This is a genomic window from Pedobacter sp. 01T416_2 (genome assembly GCF_056398925.1).
The window spans coordinates 1-4,590 of sequence record NZ_JBFTQI010000486.1 but is presented as its reverse complement, the minus strand read 5'-3'; the positions used below and the strand labels follow the sequence as shown (position 1 = coordinate 4,590).

4 protein-coding genes and 1 pseudogene are annotated in these 4,590 nt (G+C 38.6%); 3 read left to right on the top strand and 2 right to left on the bottom strand.

Features of this window, described 5'->3' with window-relative positions:
- Nucleotides 1-28: 28 nt before the first annotated feature.
- Complete coding sequence (gene cobA, locus AC1DPQ_RS18590) at nucleotides 29-793, top strand: uroporphyrinogen-III C-methyltransferase (protein WP_230141651.1); 765 nt, start codon at nucleotides 29-31, stop codon at nucleotides 791-793.
- 201 nt (nucleotides 794-994) lie between these two features.
- Here the strand turns inward: cobA and AC1DPQ_RS18585 are convergent, their stop codons facing one another.
- Nucleotides 995-2,344, bottom strand: a complete 1,350-nt coding sequence (locus AC1DPQ_RS18585) for an alpha-L-fucosidase (protein WP_477610495.1) — start codon at nucleotides 2,342-2,344, stop codon at nucleotides 995-997.
- A 167-nt stretch (nucleotides 2,345-2,511) separates the two neighbouring features.
- Between AC1DPQ_RS18585 and AC1DPQ_RS18580 the strand changes: the two genes are divergently transcribed.
- The gene (locus AC1DPQ_RS18580; RefSeq protein WP_477610494.1) at nucleotides 2,512-3,390 is read left to right on the top strand and encodes an SDR family oxidoreductase; all 879 of its coding nucleotides are present in this window, start codon (nucleotides 2,512-2,514) and stop codon (nucleotides 3,388-3,390) included.
- Nucleotides 3,391-3,424: 34 nt separating this feature from the next.
- Nucleotides 3,425-4,249 (top strand): ion transporter, encoded by an 825-nt coding sequence (locus tag AC1DPQ_RS18575; protein WP_477610493.1) that lies wholly within the window; start codon nucleotides 3,425-3,427, stop codon nucleotides 4,247-4,249.
- A gap of 50 nt (nucleotides 4,250-4,299) precedes the next feature.
- Here the strand turns inward: AC1DPQ_RS18575 and AC1DPQ_RS18570 are convergent.
- Nucleotides 4,300-4,590: pseudogene (locus AC1DPQ_RS18570) on the bottom strand (hypothetical protein); the annotation flags it as partial.

The window sequence follows — 4,590 nt, the reverse complement described above, 5'->3', positions numbered from 1 at the left end:
ATGTTTAAATAGTTAAATCATTAAAATTATGAATCAAAAAACTAACGATTTTGGACTTTTTATAATGGGTGGAGGTCCTGGAGATCCTGAATTGATCACTATGAAAGCTTTTAATGTGCTAAAAAGAGCAGAAGTTATTCTGTATGATAACTTAAGTAATGAGAAATTGCTAGAGATTGCACCGAAAAATTGCAAAATGATCTATGTTGGCAAGCAACCTTATGGAAAATACACACCACAAGAGAAAATAAATGAATTAATTGTCGAAAATGCCCAAAATTATCAAGTAGTGGTGCGTTTAAAGGGGGGAGATCCTTTTATTTTTGGCAGAGGCTTCGAAGAATTGATTTATGCGGAGGCTAGGGGCATCAAATGTCATTACATTCCAGGTATAAGTAGTATGCAGGGCGCAGGTTTTATTGATGTTCCTTTAACACACCGCGGCATTAGTGAAAGTGTTTGGATCCTTACCGGAACCAAGAAGGACGGAAGTTTGACCAACGATTTAAAGTGTGCCATGAAAAGTTCCGCTACAGTTGTTATATATATGGGTATGAAAAAAGTTGGCGAAATCTCTAAAGCTTATTGTGATGCGGGCTTAGGTGATATGCCTGCGGCAGTTATTCAGCATGCTACCTTGCCCAACCAAAAACAAGTGGTATGTTCAGTGCAAAATTTACAGGAATCTGCTGAACAGGCAGGCTTAACTTATCCTGCTATTATTATTATAGGTAATGTGGTGCAGGCTAAAGCTTATGCGAACTTAAATCAGGGAGAACTTTTATCAGCGTAGAACGGTTCATTAGTTCATTCGTAATTGATCATTACTACATTGGTTGATAGTTTATAGATTCATGGTTGATTGCATACGTGATAACTAAAATCTTAACTCCCTTAAATCCCAATGGTCAGCCAAATAGATTAACTGTCTAAATGTTATCAATAAAAAAGCCCGCAAGGTTTAACTTGCAGGCCAATAATTAATATGGATTGATTAATTTAAAGTCAATTCGATTACCGGGATTTCGAAGTCGGGTTTTTTCTTTGGTAGTTTTAACACCAAGGTATTCCCGGTCGATTTTTGAGCGTCAATCTGTATTTCAGAGTTGTCATGTAAAAACTGCGCGTATTTCGCCTTCTCTTTATATCCATCCAGCGTAATGTAGCCCGTATTTGGATATTCGAACAAATGCAAATACAGTTTTTTGGTGTCGCTATTGTAAGTGAGTTTTACTCCTTCGGGCGCTTTAAATTCGGTTGGGGCGAAAGTACAATGATAAATAGATTTCGAATTGGCGTGCATCCAAAGGCTTAGGCTATCTAAAGCAACGTTTGCTCTGCTATCAAACTCACCACGCGCAGTGGGCCCAACATTTAATAATAAATTTCCTCCATTGGCTACTGAAGTAATCAAAAGATCTAATAACTTCCTGTTGCTTTTCCAGGTGTTTTCGTCACGGTGGTAGCCCCACGAGCCTGAAAAGGTTTGGCAGGTTTCCCAAACTTTGCCGCGGTATTTTTCTAATTCCTTCGGACTAACCTGTTCAGGTGTTTCGAAATCTGTACCATCTTCATAATCATTAAGATCCAGGCGGTTATCTACAATAATTTGTGGCTGCAGTTTTCTAATCTGCTTAAGTAATGCTACCGAACCCCAATCATCACGACCCTTACCATGTTTGCCCGGATAAGAGAAATCTGCCCAAAGAATGTCGATTTTGCCATATTTAGTAAGTAACTCGGTTACCTGATCGTATAGGTACTTACGGTATTTGGCTATATCCCTGTTTTTGTTCAATACCGCATACTGATCTTCATGGTCCTTATCAGGCCTTAAAGGATGGTGCATATCAACAGGAAAATCGGGATGATGCCAATCAATCAGCGAATAATAAAAGCCTACTTTTATACCCTCGGCGCGAAAAGCCTCAACAAATTCTTTAACCAAATCTCTTTTGGCTTGTGTATTGGTTGCCTTATAATCAGTAAATTTACTATCAAATAAAGTAAAACCTTCATGGTGTTTGGTGGTTAACACGGCATATTTCATGCCTGCTTCTTTAGCTTCTCTGGCCCATTTTTTAGGGTTAAATAAATCGGGATTAAACTGATCGAAGTATTTCTGATAGTTTTCGTTGGTAATGTGTTCGTAATTTCTTACCCACTCATGACGGGCTGGTAATGCATATAGGCCCCAGTGGATAAACATGCCGAAGCGTGCATCRGTCCACCATTCCATTCTTTTGGTTTTTTGGGCAACGGTTTCATTGCCTAATCGTTTTTGAGCAAAGCCAGGTAAGGTTAAGCCCAGTATGAACAAAGCTGATAAAATTGTTTTTCTCATTTTCGGTTTCTTTTGGTTAGCATTTAATGGGCTAATTTACTGAGGTATATCCTTTCAAAATGATGGAATATGAGCAAAATATTAAGTTAAATTGGTTTAAGTTTTAACGGAGAAGGTTGAGTTTCTTAAAACTTTGAAGATGCTATTCTTGTTTAATTGGCAATGTTGTGAAACTTAATTTGACAAAAGAAACGATGGAAACTCAAAAAACACCTGCTAAACAGAACAAACAACCAGGGATAGAGGCGAAGATGGATCCAAGACCTGAAGTAATTAAAGCAAACTATAAGGGAGCAGGAAAACTGAATGATAAGGTTGCCCTGATTACCGGTGGAGATAGTGGCATTGGTCGTTCGGTAGCAGTTCATTTTGCAAGGGAAGGTGCCAACATTGCTATTGTTTATCTGGATGAGGATGTTGATGCAAAAGAAACCCAGAAAATGGTTGAAGTTGAGGGTAAAAATTGTTTATTGATTAAAGGAGATGTTAAAAAGCCTTCATTTTGTAGAAAAGCAGTAAAAACAACTGTTAAAAAGTTTGGAAAGATCAATATTTTGGTAAATAATGCCGGCATGCAGGTTCCGCAGAAAGATCCAAAAAAGATCGACGATAAACAGTTGGAAGATACTTTCCGTACTAACATATTTGGCTATTTTTACTTTGCGCATGAGGTATTGGAATATTTTCAGGCAGGCGATACCATTATCAATACCACCTCAGTAACGGCTTATCGTTCTTCGCCAAATCTGATCGATTACTCTTCAACAAAAGGCGCAATAACTTCTTTTACACGTTCGCTCGCTACAAATTTAGCCAAAAAAGGTATCCGGGTAAACGCTGTCGCACCGGGACCCGTGTGGACACCACTCATTGTATCTACTTTCGATGAAAAAAAGATTAAGTCATTTGGGTGTGAAACAGCCATGGAAAGGGCTGGTCAACCCTCAGAACTTGGACCATCTTATGTATTTCTCGCTTCAGACGATGCTTCATTTATCACCGGACAGGTAATCCATGTAAATGGCGGAGAAGTGGTAAACGGTTAATTTCTTTACCTTTAATCATATTTAAACCATTTCCATGGCATCAGATCCACCTAAAGATTGGCGTTTTAAGCTTCATGAAGTTATTTACGAATCGAATACACCTGCAGGTAAGGCATTTGATATTGGTTTATTGATTGCCATATTTTCGAGTATCATTGTGGTAATGCTCGATAGCGTTATTGGTATCCATCGGCAATACGGCAAACTGTTTAATATTATGGAATGGATTTTCGCCGCGCTTTTCACAGTCGAATACATTTTAAGATTGGTGAGTATCAGAAAACCGATCAGTTATGTGATCAGTCCATTAGGTATTATCGATCTGATTGCATTGTTACCGTCTTATTTGAGTATCTTTTTTATTGGTGCACAATCTTTACTGGTTTTTAGGGCACTAAGGTTACTTCGTGTTTTCAGGATATTCAAACTCGGACATTTTTTAACAGAGATTAATTTTTTAACCCAGGCACTGAAAAACAGTGTGCGGAAAATCAGCATATTCCTGCTAACCGTTTTAACCATCACCGTAATTCTTGGTTCTATTATGTATTTGGTAGAAAAGCGCGAAAATGGATTTTCGAATATCCCCGAAAGTATTTATTGGGCCATTGTAACCATTACAACTGTTGGTTATGGCGATATTTCGCCCATCACGCCACTGGGTAAGTTTGTGGCTTCTGTAGTGATGCTGATCGGTTATGCCATTATTGCTGTACCCACCGGGATTATTACCCACGATATTGCTGTTGCGGCCAGACAGAAAAAAGAATTACCCGAATCCTGTCCGAGCTGTAGTAGAGAAGGGCATGATAGCGATGCCTTGTTTTGCAAATATTGTGGATCCTCTTTGTTTAAATAAAAATGCCAGATAATTACTAACCTGGCATCTTTTATAATGGAAATAATGACTTATAACATTTCGCTATCTTCATCATCGTATGCATTCGGATCTTTATTCAGTTCTTCTATATCAGATTCGTTATAGTCATCCGTTTCTGCTTCATCGTCATCGTCATCCTCATCTTCTTCGTCTTCCGGACCTTTGATTTCTTCATTTAATTGTGTGCCTTCGCCATCAGCATATTGCACTTCATCATCTGTATATTCATTGTCTTCAGATGGCTCAGGAGTGGCGTGACCCTCGGCTGCATTTCCTTCCGAACGGTTGATCTGGAACTGTTCGATATTCTGAATTTCTTC

What these genes read in the sequence shown, in the direction of transcription:
- cobA (WP_230141651.1), top strand. Translation starts at nt 29, where the DNA reads ATGAATCAAAAAACTAACGATTTTGGACTTTTTATAATGGGTGGAGGT.
- AC1DPQ_RS18575 (WP_477610493.1), top strand. Translation starts at nt 3,425, where the DNA reads ATGGCATCAGATCCACCTAAAGATTGGCGTTTTAAGCTTCATGAAGTT.